The sequence below is a fragment of the Streptomyces sp. NBC_01591 genome, from assembly GCF_035918155.1.
Lineage (GTDB): Bacteria > Actinomycetota > Actinomycetes > Streptomycetales > Streptomycetaceae > Streptomyces.
In genome coordinates, this window is sequence record NZ_CP109327.1 from 3662038 (window position 1) to 3677338 (window position 15301).

A 15301-nucleotide genomic window follows, 5' to 3' on the forward strand; every position below is an offset into this window, starting at 1 on the left:
TCGGGTCCCGTGTGCCCCGATCTACGTGTTCACGTCACACATATCGCGGTCCGATAACAACTGTCCCGGCCGCCACCACCGTCCCGTATGGTGCCCAGCAGCATTCCCCTGAACACGTTCAAGGGGAGCTCCTGGGGAGGGGGACTGCAGTCATGCGCAGTGGAGCGAAGGTTGCGATAGTCGGCGGAGTGTTCACCGTCGTGGTCGGCGGAGTGGGGTATGGCGCGTACAACGTCCTGGACGGGCTGACCGGAGGGGGCGGCGACGGTACGGACAGCAAGGCCACATCCGCCGAGGTGAAGACGGGCCCGGTCACCAAGGCCGAGATCGACGACGCGTCGGAGAAGTTCCTCAAGGCCTGGGCGAGCGGCGACGCGGACGCCGCGTCCCAGCTCACCAACAACGCGGCCGAGGCCGGACCGGCCCTCACCGGATACCGCGAGAGCGCCCATGTCACCAAGGCGGTGATCACCCCGGGACCGGCGGTCGGCGCGAAGGTGCCGTACACGGTGAAGGCGACCGTCTCCTTCGAGGGGAAGTCCAAGCCCTGGTCGTACGCCTCCGAGCTGACCGTGGTGCGCGGACTGACCACCGGCAGGCCCCTGGTGGACTGGTCCCCCGCCGTGATCCATCCGGACCTGACGGACGGCGCCTCGCTCAGGACGGGCGAGGCGGCGGCCCCGTCGGTCGAGGCCGTCGACCGCAACGGCAAGGCGCTCACCAAGGAGAAGTACCCCTCGCTGGGCTCGATCCTGGATGCCCTGCGCGAGAAGTACGGCCAGAAGGCCGGCGGCACCGCGGGCATCGAGACCTGGATCGAGAACGCGGACGCGGGCAGCCCTGACAAGACCCTGCTGACCCTCACCAAGGGCAGGCCGGGCAAGCTGCAGACCACACTGGACGCCAACGCCCAGGAGGCGGCCGAGGTGGCCGTGAAGAAGTTCAGCCAGGCCTCGGCGGTCGCGGTCCAGCCGTCCACCGGCGCGATCCGCGCGGTCGCCAACAACCCGGCCACCGGCTTCAACGCGGCGATGCAGGGCAAGCAGGCGCCCGGTTCGACGATGAAGATCGTGACGGCGGCGATGCTGATCGAGAAGGGCCTGACCGCGGCCGACCGGAAGATCGAGTGCCCGCCGACCGCGACGTACTACAGCCGCACCTTCAAGAACCTGGACGACTTCTCCATTCCCGACGGCACCCTGACGACCAGCTTCGCCCGGTCCTGCAACACGGCCTTCATCAAGCTGATCGACGACACGAAGGACGACGCGGCGCTCGCCAAGGAGGCCCGCGACGTCTTCGGGATCGGCCTGGACTGGCAGACCGGCGTCGTCTCCTTCGACGGCAGCGTGCCCGAGGAGACCCAGGGCGAGGCCGCCGCGCAGTACATCGGGCAGGGCACGATCCAGATGAACGCCCTCAACATGGCGTCCATCACCGCCACCGCGAGGACCGGCACCTTCCGCCAGCCGATCCTCGTGGACCGGGCGCTCGACGGCCGGCCGATCGCCACCGCCTCCCGTTCACTGCCCGGACACGTCTCCCAGCAGCTCACCAACATGATGCGCCAGACCGCGAGTTGGGGCACCGGCAAGGCCGCGATGGCCTCGGTCGGCGGCGACAAGGGCGCCAAAACGGGCTCGGCGGAGGTGGACAACCAGGCCACGTCCAACAGCTGGTTCACCGGCTTCAGCAACGACCTGGCCGCCGCCGCGGTGGTCCAGTCCGGCGGCCATGGCGGCGACGCGGCGGGCCCGGTGGTCGCGGCGGTCCTTCGCGCGGGGTCGTGAGCCTCCGCACGCGTGGAACCCCGTCGCGTGCCCCGTACAGCGTTCGCTAGCGTGCGGGGCATGAGTACTTCCGATGCCACCGCTGCCGCCGAAGCCCACCCCCGATTCGCCGAGGCCCTGCGGGAGCTGGGACTCGATGTCGAGGTCCGCCGGTTCCCCGAGGCCACCCGTACCGCCGCCGAGGCCGCTGCCGCGATCGGCTGCGAGCTGAGCGAGATCGTCAAGTCGCTCATCTTCGAGGCCGACGGGGTTCCGGTGCTGGTGCTGATGGACGGCTCCTCGCGCGTCGACGTGGAGCGGGTACGCGCGGAGCTGGCGGCCGGGAAGGTCAAGCGGGCCGGGGCCGAGCTGGTCCGGGAGACGACCGGTTACGCGATCGGGGGCGTACCGCCCTTCGGGCACCGCACGAAGACCCGGGTGCTGGCCGACCGGGGGCTGCTGGACCACGACGTGGTGTGGGCGGCGGCGGGCACCCCGCACACCGTGTTCCCGCTCGACCCCAAGTCGCTGATCCGGTACGCCGGCGGAACCGTGGTGGACGTGCGCGAGCAGTCGACGTGACACCGCTGGTCGCTTTCGCGGTCCTGATCGCGGCGGTCACGCACGCCAGTTGGAACGCGATCGCGCATGCGATCAAGGACCAGCTCCTCTCCTTCACCCTGATCTCCGGGGGCGGGCTGCTGATCGGCGCGGCGGCCGCCTTCTTCGTGCCGTTCCCGGCGGCCGGGGCCTGGCCGTATCTGCTGGTCTCGGCCGCGCTCCACGTGGCGTACATGCTGCTGCTGATGCGTTCGTTCACCCTGGGCGACTTCGGGCAGATGTACCCGATCGCCCGCGGTACGGCGCCGCTGGTGGTGACGGCCCTCGCCGCGGTCTTCGTCGGCGAGCGCCCGGACGGCTGGGCCACCGCCGGGGTCGCGGTGGCCTCGGCGGGGCTCGTCGGGCTCGCCCTCTGGGGCATCCGGGGCTCCGGCAGGCGCCCGGACTGGCCAGCGCTGCTGGCCGCCCTCGCGACCGGTCTGGCCATCGCCGGGTACACCACGGTGGACGGTGTCGGGGTGCGCGCCTCGGGCAGCTCGCTCGGCTACATCGCCTGGCTGATGATCCTGGAGGGACTGGCCATCCCCGCCTACGCGCTGTACCGGCGCCGAGGCGAACTCGTCGGACAGTTGCGGCCGTTCGCCGTACGCGGGCTGCTGGGCGCGGCCCTGTCGGTGACGGCGTACGGCCTCGTCCTGTGGGCCCAGACGCGGGCGGCACTGGCCCCGATCGCGGCGCTGCGGGAGTCCTCGATCATCGTCGGCGCGGCCATAGGGACGCTGTTCTTCAAGGAACGGTTCGGCGCACCGCGCATCGCGGCGGCGGGGCTGATGGTGGTCGGCATCGGGCTGATGCTGCATACGAGTTGAGCGGGGCGCGGGCGGGTCACCCCTCGCGCGGGAACGTGACACCCCGCCTCTGATGTGTCACGTCCCTTCCGCACCCCGCCCAGGGCCTGTCCGGCCCTGATCCGCCGGACAGGCCCTATGGCCTTTCGTTTGGATCACGCCGAGGCAAACCTGGGACGAGCTTCCCGACGACGTCCCATCTGGTCGCCGTCGCCCTGTGGGGGCTGCGGCAGGGGCGCGGGCTCCGTCACTCCCCCGAAACCGCGTCCCGGAAGCCGTAGTTGGCCGACGTCAGCCCGCCGTCCACGCGCAGCGTCGTCCCCGTGATCCAGGCCGCGTCGCGCGAGGCGAGGAAGGCGACGGCGGACGCGATGTCCTCCGGCTCGCCGACCCGGCCGAGCGGGTAGAGGCCGCTCACCCGGGACAGTGCCGCGTCCCGGCCCGCCCAGGCGTCCGTGCGGATGGTGCCGGGGGCGACCAGGTTGACGCGTACGCCGCGCGGTCCCGCGTGGCCCGCGAGGGTGCGGGTGAGACTGGCGAGGCCGGCCTTGGCGGCGCTGTAGCCGTGGTTGCCGAAGTCCTGTTCGCCGTTGACCGAGCCGATGTTGACGATCGCGCCCCGGCCGGAGGCCACCAGGTGCGGGAGGGCGGCGCGGGCGCAGCGGTAGGGGCCGGTGAGTGTGATGTCCAGGTCGCGTTGCCAGGCCTCGTCCGGCTCGTCCTCGAAGAGCGGGACGTCGGTGGTGCAGGCGTACGCGTTGTTGACCAGCACGTCCAGGGAACCGAAGGCGGCGACGGCGTGGGCCACCGCGGCCTCGACGGCCGCCCGGTCGGCCACGTCGCAGGGCAGCGCCTCGGCGGCCCCGCCCGTCTCGCGTATCGCCGCGGCGGTGCGCTCCGCGCGGTCGCCGTCCAGGTCGGTCACCAGGACGCGGGCGCCCTCCGAGACCAGTCGGCGGGCCGTGGCCGCGCCGATGCCCTGGCCCGCTCCGGTGATGAGTGCGCCGTATCCGTCGAACCGTGAACCAGCAGAGTGAGGAGGTGTCATGGCGCCGACCGTACTGCCCTGACCAGGGCCTGGGCACGGGGATCGGCGGTGACTCCCTTCTGCAGACCGTTCGTCACATAGCCCAGCGCGATGCCGGATTCGGGATCGGCGAAGCCGAGCGAGCCGCCCCGGCCGGGGTGGCCGAACGAGCCGGGGGCGAGCAGCGGGGCCGCCGGGCCGTGGAGCATGTAGCCGAGGCCGAAGCGGGTGTTGACGACCAGGACCCGGTCCGGGCCCGCCGACTCCTCGGTGCGGGCCAGGGTGAGGGTGGCCGGGGCGAACAGGCGGTGGCCGTCGACCGGGCCGATCATCGCGGCGTAGCAGCGGGCCAGCGCGCGGGCGGTGGCGATGCCGTTGGAGGCGGGGAGTTCGGCCGCCCGGTAACCGGGATCGTTCTCGTCGGGGAGCGGGTCGATGGCCCCGAAGGCGCGGCGGGTGAGGGACTGCGGGTCGCGGTACGCCTCGGCGACGGACCGCTTGGGGCGCACCCGCAGGGTGCCGCCGTTGCCCGCGACGGCAGGCGGTTCGACGGGCCCGATCCGGCCCACCCGGTGCGCCTCGTCCGCCGGAAGGCCGAACCAGAAGTCCAGGCCGAGCGGGCGGGCGATCTCCTCGGCGATCCAGCGGCCGACGGTGCGGCCGGTGACCCGGCGGACCAGTTCGCCGATGAGCCAGCTGTAGGTCTGGGCGTGGTAGCCGTGGTCGGTGCCGGGCTCCCACTGGGGGCGCTGGGCGGCGACGGCCTGCGGGCCGGAGATCCCGTCGGCCGCTTCGGAGGGGGTCAGCGGGCAGTCGAGCGCGGGGATGCCGGCCCGGTGGGACAGGAGGTGACGGACGGGCACGCGTTCCTTGCCGGCCGCCTTGAACTCCGGCCAGTACGTGCCGACCGGGGCGTCGATGTCGAGCTGGCCGCGCTGGTGCAGCAGCAGCGGTACGGCGGCGGCTATGCCCTTGCCCGCCGAGCGGACGATCTGCACGGTGTCGACGGCCCAGGGTTCGACGCCGTCGACGTCTCTCGTACCGGCCCAGAGGTCGACGACCTTGTGCCCGTCCCGGTAGACCGTGACGGCCGCGCCGCGTTCGCCGCGCTGCTCGAAGTTACGGATGAAAGCATCCCGGACCGGTTCGAATCCGGCCGCCACCGTGCCCCGCACGTCCACGACTGCTCCTGCGCTCCCGCTCATCCCCCCATGGTGCATCCCGTCGCAGGTCGGACGTGTGGCGGGTCACCTCATGTTCACAGTCGCGGAACGTTCACCGTCGCGGAACGTTCACCGTCACGGAACGCGCACCGTCACCGAGCGCGGGTCGAAGCCGAAGGGCAGCTCCAGGCGATGGTTGCGCATCAGCTTCTCGTCGCAGAGCAGGTCCTGGGTGCGGTCGTCGGCGGCGATGACGCCCTCGCTGAGGATCACCGCGCGCGGGCAGAGCTCCAGTGCGTACGGCAGGTCGTGCGTGACCATGAGCACGGTGACGTCCAGGGACCGCAGGATGTCGGCGAGCTCGCGCCGCGAGGCCGGGTCCAGGTTGGAGGACGGCTCGTCCAGGACAAGGATCTCCGGCCGCATGGCGAGGACGGTGGCGACGGCGACGCGGCGGCGCTGGCCGAAGGAGAGATGGTGCGGCGGCCGGTTCGCGTACTCCTCCATGCCGACCTGCTTCAGGGCCTCGGTGACGCGCTCCTCCAGTTCGGCGCCGCGCAGCCCGGAGGCGGCGGGGCCGAAGGCGACGTCCTCGCGGACGGTGGGCATGAAGAGCTGGTCGTCGGGGTCCTGGAAGACGATGCCGACGCGGCGGCGGATCTCGGCGAGGTTGCGCTTCTCGACGGGGAGACCGGCAACCCGGACGGTGCCCGCTCCGGCGTCGAGGATGCCGTTGAGGTGGAGTACGAGGGTGGTCTTGCCGGCGCCGTTGGGACCGAGCAGGGCGACCCGTTCGCCCCGGGCGACCGTGAGGTCCACCCCGAAGAGCGCTTGGTGGCCGTCGGGGTAGGCGTACGCGAGGCCGCTGACTTCCAGGGACGGCGCGGGGGCGGTGGGCTGACTCATAGGGTCCATCCCAGCAGACAGGCCGCGAGGGCGAGCACGGGGAGTGCGGCGGCGTGGGCCCACTGGGTCCGGGAGGCGGTCACCTCGTCGATGACCGGCATGGAACCGGCGTAGCCGCGGCTGACCATGGCGAGGTGGACGCGTTCGCCGCGCTCGTACGACCTGATGAAGAGGGCACCGGCCGATTTGGCCAGGACACCCCACTGCCGTACCCCGCGCGCCTCGAAGCCGCGGGAGCGGCGGGCGATCGACATTCGGCGCATCTCGTCGGTGATCACATCGCCGTACCGGATCATGAAGGAGGCGATCTGGACGAGCAGCGGCGGCAGCTTGAGCCGCTGGAGGCCGAGCAGCAGCGAGCGCAGTTCGGTGGTGGAGGCGAGGAGCACGGACGCGGCGACGCCGAGGGTGCCCTTGGCGAGGACGTTCCAGGCGCCCCAGAGGCCGGGGACGCTGACGGAGAGGCCGAGGACGTGGGTCTGCTCGCCGGGCACCACGAACGGCATGAGCAGCGCGAACGCGACGAACGGCACCTCGATGAGCAGCCGCTTGAGCAGGAAGCCCGCCGGGATGCGGGCGAGGGCGGTGACCGCGCCGAGCAGCACCGCGTACAGCCCGAACGTCCATACCGCCTCGCGCGGCGTCGAGACGACGACCACGACGAAGCAGAAGGCGGCGGCGATCTTGCAGTGCGGCGGCAGGTCGTGGACGGGCGAGTGACCGTGCCGGTAGAGCTTGTGTGCGTGGCCCACGCCCATGTCAGACGGATTCCTTGTCGCGCGTGGTGTCCGTGGGAGCGTCCGGCGTACGACGGCGGCGGACCACGTAGAAGACTCCGCTGCCGACCACGATCGTGGCGCCGACGCCGATCACTCCGGCGAGGCCGCCGGAGATCCGGGCGTTGGAGACGTCCTTGACGCCGTAGTCGGCGAGCGGGGAGTCCTTGGCCGCGTGTTCCTCGGTCTTCTTGTCGATGCCCTGGTCGGCGGCGACCTTCTCCAGGCCGTCCGGGTTCGCGGAGGCGTAGTAGGAGACGAAGCCCGCCAGGACGAGGGCGGTGACCAGGCCGGTGGCCCAGATCCCCCGGTGGGACCGGGCGGCGACCGGGGCGGCCGGCTGCCGGGCGGGGGCGTCGACGAGTTCGCCGTCGACCCGGAGCTTGAGCGAGGTGGTGAGTCCGCGGGCGCCGTGAACCAGGTCGGGGCGTACCGCGATGACGGCGCCGACGGTCAGCGCGGTGATCACGGCCTCGCCGATGCCGATCAGAGCGTGGACCCCGACCATCGCGGTGAAGACCTTGCCGATCGGGATGTCGGTGGTGCCGCCGATCCAGTAGATCAGCGTGAAGACACCGGCCGCGGCCGGTACGGAGACCAGGGCGGCGACGAAGGACGCGGCGGTCACCGAGCGGCGGGTCCGCGGCAGCACGCCGAGCAGTCCGCGGAAGAGGGCGTACGCGACGACGGCGGTCGTGACGCCCATGTCGAGCACGTTCACGCCGAGCGCGGTGAGGCCGCCGTCCGCGAAGAGGATGCCCTGCATGAGCAGGACGACGGTCACGCAGAGCACGCCGGTGTACGGCCCGACCAGGATCGCCGCCAGCGCCCCGCCCAGCAGATGCCCGCTGGTGCCCGCCGCGACCGGGAAGTTCAGCATCTGCACGGCGAAGATGAACGCGGCGACGAGACCGGCGAGCGGCGCGGTGCGCTCTCCCCCATTCTCGGCTGCGCTCGAACGGGAGGTGCCCCCCAGTTCGCGCCGGGCGCCCCGCAGGCTGACCGCGACCGCACCCGCCGCGACGACTCCGGCGGCGGCGGAGACGGGCGCGTCGATGAATCCGTCGGGTACATGCATGGGAGGGGCTCCGCTTCCGGCGATCCTGCTTTGCTGCGGACGATGACGATGTCGTGAACCGCTCAATAATAGGGTCTTGTTGCAAACTCTTCGCAAGAGCGACTACGTCACAACTGCCTGTCACGGCCGCCCACCGCGCCCCTTGGGGAAAATCGCGCCCCTTGGGGAAAATATGGGACATTGGATGGCGAAGCAGTACGCACAGGAGGAGTCGGACCATGCCCCCCGTGATCCATGAACAGGCAGATGCCTGGCTCGTCAACGACACCCCCGACCTCCCCGCCGTCCCGGTCGACCTGCTGTACGACGCCGACAAGGACCCCCGCACCGTCCATGTCGCCTTCCCCGGCGGCGCCGACTGGGCGTTCGGCCGCGACCTGCTGGAGGGCGGGTTGCGCTCCCCCACCGAGCGCGGCGGCATCCGCGTGTGGCCCTGCGGACGGACGCAGCTGGTCGTGGAGAACCACTCGGCGGACGGCGTCGAGGTGGTGCAGTTCGACAGCGCGCCGCTGATCCGCTTTCTGCACCGTACGCACACCGGGAACGCCAAGCCCCCCGCGCACGCATGACGGAAAGCCGCACGACAGAAGCCCCCGTGCCACTGGCTCGCACGGGGGCTTGTGTCATTGCCCCGGTCCCCCGTCCCCACAGGTAACCGGCGCTTCCGGGGCCGCGCTCCGCTCAGACGCAGCTCCGGAGGCTCTTCGCGGCTCGGGCCGTACGGCTCGGCTCAGACCCGGGTCAGCTCGCGATCGTCCCCGGCGTCGCCGCCGCGTCCGGTGCCGCCCTCGGGCGTCTCGTCGAGCTGCTCGCGCAGCCCCTCACCCTCCACGTCCACGTTCGGCAGGATCCGGTCCAGCCAGCGCGGCAGCGACCAGGCGCGGCCGCCGAGCAGGGCGAGGACCGCGGGCACGATCGCCATCCGGACCACGAACGCGTCGAAGAAGACGGCGATGGCGAGCGAGAAGCCGATCATCTTGACCATCTGCTCGCTGGAGCCGATGAAGCCGGCGAAGACCGCCATCATGATCACGGCCGCGGCCGTGACGACCCGGGCGCCGTGCCGGAAGCCGGTGACGATCGCCTGGCCGGGCTTCTCGCCGTGGACGTACGCCTCGCGCATCCGGGTCACGAGGAAGACCTCGTAGTCCATCGCGAGACCGAAGACCACGCCCACCATGAAGATCGGCATCATCGACATGATCGGACCGGTCTGCTCCACCCCGAAGAGCGAGCCGAGCCAGCCCCACTGGAAGACCGCGACGACCGCGCCCAGGGCCGCGACGACCGAGAGCAGGAAGCCGAGGGCCGCCTTCAGCGGCACCAGCACCGACCGGAAGACCACCATCAGCAGCAGGAAGGCCAGTCCGACGACGAGTGCCAGGTACGGCAGCAGCGCGTCGTTCATCTTCTGCGAGAAGTCGATGTTCATCGCGGTGGAACCGGTGACCAGGACCTCGGCGCCGGTGTCGGACTTGATGTCCTCGCCCGCGTCACGGATCCCGTGGACCACGTTCTCCGTCTCGACGGAGCTCGGCCGGCCCTTCGGGACGACGGTGATCATCGCGGTGTCGCCGGCCTTGTTGAACTGGGCCGGGGTGACGGCGACGACGCCCTTGATGCCGGAGATCTCGTCGGTGACCCGCTTGGCGGCGGTCTTGCCGTCGGAGCTGTCCGCGGTGTCGACGACGACCATCAGCGGCCCGTTGAACCCGGGGCCGAAGCCGTCGGAGAGCAGGTCGTAGGCGCGCCGCTGGGTGGTGCTGGTGGGCTGGGAGCCCTCGTCGGGCAGGCCCATCTCCAGGGACGCGGCCGGTACGGCGATCGTGCCGAGGCCGATGACGCCGACCAGCAGCACCCACACCGGCTTGCGCAGCACGAACCGCGCCCAGCGGGTGCCCATGTTCGGCTTGTCCTCGGCCCCGCCCGGCGCCTCGGCGGCCTTGCGCGACTTGCGTCCCATGACCCGCTTGCCGGCGAAGCCCAGCAACGCCGGGACCAGGGTGAGCGCGATGAGGACGGCGATCGCGACCGTGCCGGCCGCGGCGAAGCCCATCTTCGACAGCATCGGGATGTTCACGACGGCGAGGCCGACCAGCGCGATGACGACGGTGAGACCGGCGAAGACGACCGCGGAACCCGCCGTGCCGACGGCCCGTCCGGCCGCTTCCTCGCGCTCCCGGCCCTCGGCCAGCTCGGCGCGGTAGCGGGAGACGATGAACAGCGCGTAGTCGATGCCGACCGCGAGGCCGATCATCATCGCGAGGGTGGAGGTGGTGGAGCCCAGGTCCAGCACGTTCGCCAGCGCGGTGATCGTCGAGACGCCGATGCCGACGCCGATCAGGGCGGTGAGCAGCGGGAGCCCGGCGGCGATCAGCGAGCCGAAGGTGATGACCAGCACCACCGCGGCGATGGCGACACCGATGATCTCGGTGACCCCGGTCTCCGGGATCACCATGAGCGCGTCGCCGCCGATCTCCACGGTCATCCCGCTCTTCTGCGCCGCGTGGCCCGCGTCCTCCAGGGCGTCCCGGCTCGCGTCGGTCAGCTCCATCGAGTTGGCCTTGTAGGACACCGAGACGTACGCCGTGGAACCGTTCTTGCTGACGGCGCCCGCGGTGTACGGGTCGGTGACCGAGGCGATCTGGTCCGAGCCCGACTTCAGCTCGCCGACGACCTTGTTGACCTCGGCCTTGTTCGCCGGGTCGGTCATCTTCTCGCCGTCGGGGGCCTTGAAGACGACCCGGGCGGTCGCGCCGTCTGCGCTGCCCCCGGGGAAGCGCTGTTCCAGCAGGTCGAAGGCCCGCTGCGCTTCCGTGCCCGGGATCGAGAAGGAGCTGGAGGTGGCGGTGGACGCGGAGGCCGCGCCGAATCCGGCGAGCGCCAGCAGTGCCACCCAGACCAGGGCGACATAGCGGCGGCGCCGGAAGGCGAGCCGTCCGAGTTTGTAGAGGAATGTGGCCACGGAGGGGAACTCCCGGTCAGGTCGTGAGTGGAAAAAGGGCGTGAGGAACCAGCCCGACGACGAGAGCGGCGTGTCAGGTGGGGCTTGGGGAGGGGGCCGTGCGAAGGGGACGGATCACGCGAAGGGGACTGGGGGTCAGACTCCGAGCGCGGGGAGCATCACGGAGTCGACGTAGTCGGTGAGGAACGCCTGATCGACGGCGCGGTCCTCGACCAGCTGCCGAGCGGCGAAGGCGCCGATCAGCATGTGCGGTACATATTTCAGCGCCGGTTGGTCCGGACGCAGTTCACCCCGATCCACGGCTCGGCGCAGCAGCGTGTCGAGGCCGGTCACTTCCGGCTCGATCAGCAGTTCGCGCAGGGCCTGGAGCAGATCGGGATTGTTGTGGACGGCATGGCTCAGGCCCCGCATCAGCGCGGAGTTCTTCTCCATCTGGCAGTCGTTGGTACGGCTCAGCGCGGCGTGGAAGTCGCCACGCAGCGACCCGGTGTCGATCTCCGCGAGGGACACCGGCTTGTTGTGCCGCAGGGCCGTGACGACCAGCTCGGGTTTGCTCCCCCACTGGCGGTAGAGGGTGGCCTTGCTGGAACGGGTACGGGCGGCGACGGCGTCCATGGTCAGGGCGTCGTAACCGACCTCGCCGAGCAGGTCGAGCACCGCGGCGTACAGCTCGCCCTCACGCTCGGGCGTGAGCCGGGTGCGTGCCATTGCGCCGACCTCCCATTCGCGCATCCGTTCGCGACTCTCGCACAGCAGTCAATCGAACGAAACTGTTTCGTACACATCGACGGTACCCCGCCCGCCCAGCGAAACGAAATCGTTTCGCTTGTGTTCCGCACCACAACCGATTCGCCACCACGAGTTGCCGGGGCCCTTCCGCGCGGAAAGCATTGGAGGGTGAGTGACGACGTCGCGTATCTCCGTTTCCCGCACCTCCACGACGATCTGCTCTGCTTCGCGGCCGAGGACGACCTCTGGGTCGCCCCCCTCGCGCCCGAGGGGCAGCGGCCCGGCCGTGCGTGGCGGCTGACCATCGACCGGACCAGGGTCAGCCACCCGCGCTTCTCCCCCGACGGCAGTCGTATCGCCTACACGACCTGGCGCACCCTCGATCCCGAGATCCATCTCGCACCGGTCGACGGCGGCCCGGCCCGCCGGCTCACCTACTGGGGCTCGACGGACACCCGGGTCTGCGGCTGGACCCCCGACCCCCCGGGCGCCGCCCACATCCTCGCCGTGTCCTCGCACAACCAGCCGTTCTCGCACATCTCCTGGGCCTACAGCGTCCCCACCGACGGCAGCCCCGGCGGCAAGCTGCCCTGGGGCCCGGTCTCCGACATCGCGGTCGCCGACATCGACGGCGAGCGGCGCACCCTGCTGCTCACCGGCACGCCGCCGCACGAACCGGCCGCCTGGAAGCGGTACCGGGGCGGCGCGACCGGCCGGCTCTGGCTGCACGGCAAGCGGCTGCTGCCGGACATCGGCGGCCATCTCGCCTCACCGATGTTCGTCGGTGGCCGGATCGCCTTCCTCTCCGACCACGAGGGCGTCGGCAATCTGTACTCCTGCCGGCCCGACGGCGGCGACCTGCGCCGCCACACCGACCACGACGCCTTCTACGCCCGGCACGCCTCCAGCGACGGGCACCGGGTCGTCTACCAGTGCGCGGGCGATCTGTGGCTGGTGGACGACCTGGCGTCACCCGACGCGGTGCCCCGGAAGCTGGAGGTCCGGCTCGGCGGGCCGCGCACCGGACGGCGTATCCACCAGGTCCCGGCCGCCAGCAACGTCGACTCGCTGTCCGTGGACGAGACGGGCCGGGCCAGCGCCGTCACCGTACGCGGCAGCCTGTACTGGCTCACACACCGCGACGGCCCCGCCCGGACCATCGCCGACACGCCCGGGGTCCGGGTCCGGCTGCCCGAGATGCTCGGCAGCGGCGGCCAGGTCGCCTACGTCACGGACGCCGACGGCGAAGACGCGATCGAGATCGCGTACCTGCCGCGCGCCAGCGGCGACCGCGAACCGCGCCGGCTGGCCTCCGGGCAGGTCGGCAGGGTGCAGGAGCTGATCGCCGACCCGGACGGCGAACGCCTCGCCATCGCGACGAACGACGGGCGACTGCTGCTCCTGGACACCGACGAGGAGACGTCCACCGGCGAACCCACCGAGCTGATCCGCTCCATCAACGGCCCGGTCCGCGACATGGCGTTCTCACCGGACGGCGCCTGGCTGACCTGGTCGCACCCCGGGATCGGCCGCTCGCTGCGCCAGATCAAGCTGGCCCGCATCCTGGGTACCGGCGCGCCCGTGATCGTCGATGTCACCAACGGCCGCTTCGAGGACGAGAATCCCGTCTTCACGGGCGACGGACGCTATCTCGCCTTCCTCTCCTGGCGCGGTTTCGACCCGGTGTACGACGTCCACACCGGCGACCTCTCCTTCCCGCTCGGCTGCCGCCCGTACCTGGTGCCGCTGTCCTCCGCCACGCCCTCCCCGTTCGCCCTGTCCCCGGAGGGGCGCCCGGCTGCGGGCGGTCTCGACCCGGCCGACGACATTCCCGACGTCGGTACGGGCGAGGGGCCGTCGACGGTCACCGTCGAGTTCGAGGGCCTGGAGAACCGGGTGACGCCCTTCCCGGTCTCCGCCTCCAAGTACTCCGCCCTGCACCCGGTGAGCGGCGGCGGGCTGGTCTGGCTGCGCTGGCCGATCTCCGGCGCGCTCGGCGAGACCTTCGCCAACCCGGCGGACATGTCGGGCCGCCCCACCCTCGAACACTTCAACATCACCAAGGCCAGGAGGACCGAACTCGTCGGCCACCTCGACTGGTTCGCGGTCAGCGGCGACGCGACCCGGCTGGTCGTCATGGACGAGGGCGAGCTGCGCGCCGTCCCCGCCACCGAGACCGGCGACAGCGACACCACCGTCTACCTCGACCTGCGCCGCATCCTGCACGAGGTCGACCCGGCGGCGGAGTGGCGGCAGGCGTACGAGGAGGGCGGCCGCATCATCCGCGACTACTTCTGGGAGCCGGACATGTGCGGCATCGACTGGACGGCGGTGCTCGACCAGTACCGCCCACTGGTCGAACGGGTCGCCTCCCCCGACGAGTTCGCCGATCTGATGCGCGAGGTCCTGGGCGAACTGGGCACCTCCCACGCGTACGTGACCCCGGCCCGCCGCAACGAGGGCCCCCCGCACTACCAGCGGGCGATCGGCCTGCTCGGCGCGAACCTGGTGTGCCGGGACGGCGACTGGATGGTCAAGCGCATCCTGCCGGGCGACTCCTCCGACTCCAAGGCCCGTTCCCCGCTGGCCGGTACGGGCATCCGGGAGGGCGCGGTCCTCACCCATGTCGACGGACGCCCCGTCGATCCGGTCGCCGGCCCGTACCCCCTCCTCACGGCGGCGGGCGGCACCACGGTCGAGCTCACCTTCCGCCCGGCCGGGGGCGACAGCGAGACCCTCTCCCGCCGCGTCGCCGTCGTACCGCTGGTCGACGAACGGCCGCTGCGCTACCAGGACTGGGTGGCCAAACGCCGTGAAGTCGTACGGGAGTTGAGCGGCGGCAAGTGCGGCTATCTGCACATCCCCGACATGGGCGGATCGGGCTGGGCCCAGTTCAACCGGGACCTGCGCATGGAGGTGTCCCGGCCGGCCCTGATCGTCGACGTACGCGGCAACGCGGGCGGTCACATCAGCGAGCTGGTGGTCGAGAAGCTGACCCGCACGATCCTCGGCTGGGACCTGACCCGCAACGCCCAGCCCGTCTCGTACGCCTCCAACGCCCCGCGCGGCCCCGTGGTCGCCCTGGCCGACGAGGCGACCTCCTCCGACGGCGACATGATCACCGCCGTGTTCCGCCTGCTGAAGCTCGGCCCGGTGGTGGGCCAGCGGACCTGGGGCGGCGTCGTCGGCATGACCGGCCGGACCAGGCTCGGCGACGGCACGGTGATCACGGTGCCGATGAACGCGGCCTGGTTCGACACCTACGGCTGGTCGGTCGAGAACCACGGCGTCGAACCGGACCTGGAGGCGCTGCGCACCCCCCTCGACTGGGCGGAGGGCCGGTACGCGGTACTGGACGACGCGGTACGGGTCGCCCTGGACCTGCTGGCCGCACAACCGGCGGCGACCCCACCGACGTACGACGACGTCCCGGACCGGCGGCGCCCGCCACTTCCGCCGCGGCACGAGTGATCTGGCTC

At 71.4% G+C, this 15301-nt stretch carries 12 protein-coding genes; 5 read left to right on the forward strand and 7 right to left on the reverse strand.

Features of this window, described 5'->3' with window-relative positions; genetic code table 11:
- Positions 1-152 precede the first annotated feature (152 nt).
- From OG978_RS16935 to OG978_RS16945, 3 genes are read left to right on the forward strand one after another with little or no spacing between them, the layout of a single operon-like run.
- Positions 153-1790: a penicillin-binding transpeptidase domain-containing protein gene (locus OG978_RS16935; RefSeq protein WP_326766031.1), complete on the forward strand. Its 1638-nt coding sequence runs from the start codon at positions 153-155 to the stop codon at positions 1788-1790.
- 60 nt (positions 1791-1850) lie between these two features.
- Complete coding sequence (locus OG978_RS16940) at positions 1851-2351, forward strand: YbaK/EbsC family protein (protein WP_326766032.1); 501 nt, start codon at positions 1851-1853, stop codon at positions 2349-2351.
- Positions 2348-3199 carry a DMT family transporter gene (locus tag OG978_RS16945; protein WP_326766033.1) on the forward strand — a complete coding sequence of 284 codons (852 nt, stop codon included), beginning with the start codon at positions 2348-2350 and terminating at the stop codon, positions 3197-3199. Before OG978_RS16940 ends, OG978_RS16945 begins: the two co-directional genes overlap by 4 nt.
- A 226-nt stretch (positions 3200-3425) precedes the next feature.
- On the opposite strand, the gene OG978_RS16950 is transcribed toward OG978_RS16945, so the two are convergent.
- From OG978_RS16950 to OG978_RS16970, 5 genes are all read right to left on the reverse strand, one after another.
- Complete coding sequence (locus OG978_RS16950; RefSeq protein WP_326766034.1) at positions 3426-4226, reverse strand: SDR family NAD(P)-dependent oxidoreductase; 801 nt, start codon at positions 4224-4226, stop codon at positions 3426-3428.
- A complete protein-coding gene (locus OG978_RS16955) occupies positions 4223-5386 on the reverse strand; it encodes a serine hydrolase domain-containing protein (RefSeq protein WP_326770055.1) in 1164 nt (387 codons plus the stop codon). The genes OG978_RS16950 and OG978_RS16955 overlap by 4 nt, the downstream gene beginning before the upstream one ends.
- 117 nt (positions 5387-5503) lie before the next feature.
- On the reverse strand, positions 5504-6274 hold the full coding sequence (locus OG978_RS16960) for an energy-coupling factor ABC transporter ATP-binding protein (RefSeq protein ID WP_326766035.1): 771 nt from the start codon (positions 6272-6274) through the stop codon (positions 5504-5506).
- Positions 6271-7032 carry a cobalt ECF transporter T component CbiQ gene (cbiQ, locus tag OG978_RS16965; protein WP_326766036.1) on the reverse strand — a complete coding sequence of 254 codons (762 nt, stop codon included), beginning with the start codon at positions 7030-7032 and terminating at the stop codon, positions 6271-6273. Before cbiQ ends, OG978_RS16960 begins: the two co-directional genes overlap by 4 nt.
- Position 7033: 1 nt before the next feature.
- Positions 7034-8128, reverse strand: coding sequence for an energy-coupling factor ABC transporter permease (locus OG978_RS16970; RefSeq protein WP_326766037.1), 1095 nt, complete (start codon positions 8126-8128; stop codon positions 7034-7036).
- A 218-nt stretch (positions 8129-8346) separates the two neighbouring features.
- Here OG978_RS16970 and OG978_RS16975 point away from each other — a divergent pair, with 218 nt between their 5' ends.
- A complete protein-coding gene (locus tag OG978_RS16975; RefSeq protein ID WP_326766038.1) occupies positions 8347-8697 on the forward strand; it encodes an SsgA family sporulation/cell division regulator in 351 nt (116 codons plus the stop codon).
- Between the two features lie 161 nt (positions 8698-8858).
- Here OG978_RS16975 and OG978_RS16980 read toward each other — a convergent pair whose 3' ends face one another.
- Together OG978_RS16980 and OG978_RS16985 are read right to left on the reverse strand one after the other, a co-directional pair.
- Complete coding sequence (locus OG978_RS16980; RefSeq protein WP_326766039.1) at positions 8859-11093, reverse strand: MMPL family transporter; 2235 nt, start codon at positions 11091-11093, stop codon at positions 8859-8861.
- Between the two features lie 135 nt (positions 11094-11228).
- Entirely contained in the window at positions 11229-11801 is a 573-nt protein-coding gene (locus OG978_RS16985) for a TetR/AcrR family transcriptional regulator (protein WP_326766040.1), read from the reverse strand.
- A gap of 189 nt (positions 11802-11990) precedes the next feature.
- Here OG978_RS16985 and OG978_RS16990 point away from each other — a divergent pair, with 189 nt between their 5' ends.
- A complete protein-coding gene (locus OG978_RS16990; protein WP_326766041.1) occupies positions 11991-15293 on the forward strand; it encodes a S41 family peptidase in 3303 nt (1100 codons plus the stop codon).
- Positions 15294-15301 lie beyond the last annotated feature (8 nt).

What these genes read in the sequence shown, in the direction of transcription:
- OG978_RS16935 (WP_326766031.1), top strand. Translation starts at nt 153, where the DNA reads ATGCGCAGTGGAGCGAAGGTTGCGATAGTCGGCGGAGTGTTCACCGTC.
- OG978_RS16940 (WP_326766032.1), top strand. Translation starts at nt 1,851, where the DNA reads ATGAGTACTTCCGATGCCACCGCTGCCGCCGAAGCCCACCCCCGATTC.
- OG978_RS16950 (WP_326766034.1), bottom strand. Translation starts at nt 4,226, where the DNA reads ATGACACCTCCTCACTCTGCTGGTTCACGGTTCGACGGATACGGCGCA.
- OG978_RS16960 (WP_326766035.1), bottom strand. Translation starts at nt 6,274, where the DNA reads ATGAGTCAGCCCACCGCCCCCGCGCCGTCCCTGGAAGTCAGCGGCCTC.
- cbiQ (WP_326766036.1), bottom strand. Translation starts at nt 7,032, where the DNA reads ATGGGCGTGGGCCACGCACACAAGCTCTACCGGCACGGTCACTCGCCC.
- OG978_RS16970 (WP_326766037.1), bottom strand. Translation starts at nt 8,128, where the DNA reads ATGCATGTACCCGACGGATTCATCGACGCGCCCGTCTCCGCCGCCGCC.
- OG978_RS16975 (WP_326766038.1), top strand. Translation starts at nt 8,347, where the DNA reads ATGCCCCCCGTGATCCATGAACAGGCAGATGCCTGGCTCGTCAACGAC.
- OG978_RS16985 (WP_326766040.1), bottom strand. Translation starts at nt 11,801, where the DNA reads ATGGCACGCACCCGGCTCACGCCCGAGCGTGAGGGCGAGCTGTACGCC.